Source organism: Streptomyces silvisoli (genome assembly GCF_029269905.1).
GTDB lineage: Bacteria > Actinomycetota > Actinomycetes > Streptomycetales > Streptomycetaceae > Streptantibioticus_A > Streptantibioticus_A silvisoli_A.
Genome location: NZ_JARJBC010000077.1, coordinates 1 through 801, shown reverse-complemented (window position 1 = coordinate 801; position 801 = coordinate 1). Strand labels below are relative to the sequence as shown.

Genomic DNA, 801 nt, shown 5'->3' with positions numbered 1-801 from the left:
TGGGGGATAAGCTCCATGGTCGAGAGGGAAACAGCCCAGAGCATCGACTAAGGCCCCTAAGCGTATGCTAAGTGGGAAAGGATGTGGAGTCGCAGAGACAACCAGGAGGTTGGCTTAGAAGCAGCCACCCTTGAAAGAGTGCGTAATAGCTCACTGGTCAAGTGATTCCGCGCCGACAATGTAGCGGGGCTCAAGTATACCGCCGAAGTCGTGTCACTCACACAAGTACTTCTAACGAAGGTGTGGGTGGGTAGGGGAGCGTCGTGTGCCGGGTGAAGCAGCGCCGGAAGGTAGTTGTGGACGGTTCACGAGTGAGAATGCAGGCATGAGTAGCGATACAAGAGTGGGAAACTCTTGCGCCGATTGACTAAGGGTTCCTGGGTCAAGCTGATCTGCCCAGGGTAAGTCGGGACCTAAGGCGAGGCCGACAGGCGTAGTCGATGGACAACCGGTTGATATTCCGGTACCCGTGATAGTGCGCCAACGCTGAACCCTCGAATGCTAAGGCCGTGAAGCCGTTGGGTGCGTCTTCGGACAATCCTGGTGTGAGTGGAGCCGCTGATCCAACGTGGTAGTAGGTGAGCGATGGGGTGACGCAGGAAGGTAGTCCAGCCCGGGCGGTGGTTGTCCCGGGGTAAGGGTGTAGGACGCAGGGTAGGTAAATCCGTCCTGTTTGTGTCTGAGACCTGATGCCGAGCCGATTGTGGTGAAGTGGATGATCCTATGCTGTCGAGAAAAGCCTCTAGTGAGTGCTGTTGCGGCCCGTACCCTAAACCGACTCAGGTGGTCTGGTAGAGAATA

At 56.4% G+C, this 801-nt stretch carries 1 rRNA gene; it reads left to right on the top strand.

Annotation, left to right across the window (positions count from 1 at the left end):
• Positions 1-801: ribosomal RNA gene (locus P3G67_RS35780) — 23S ribosomal RNA — on the top strand; the annotation flags it as partial.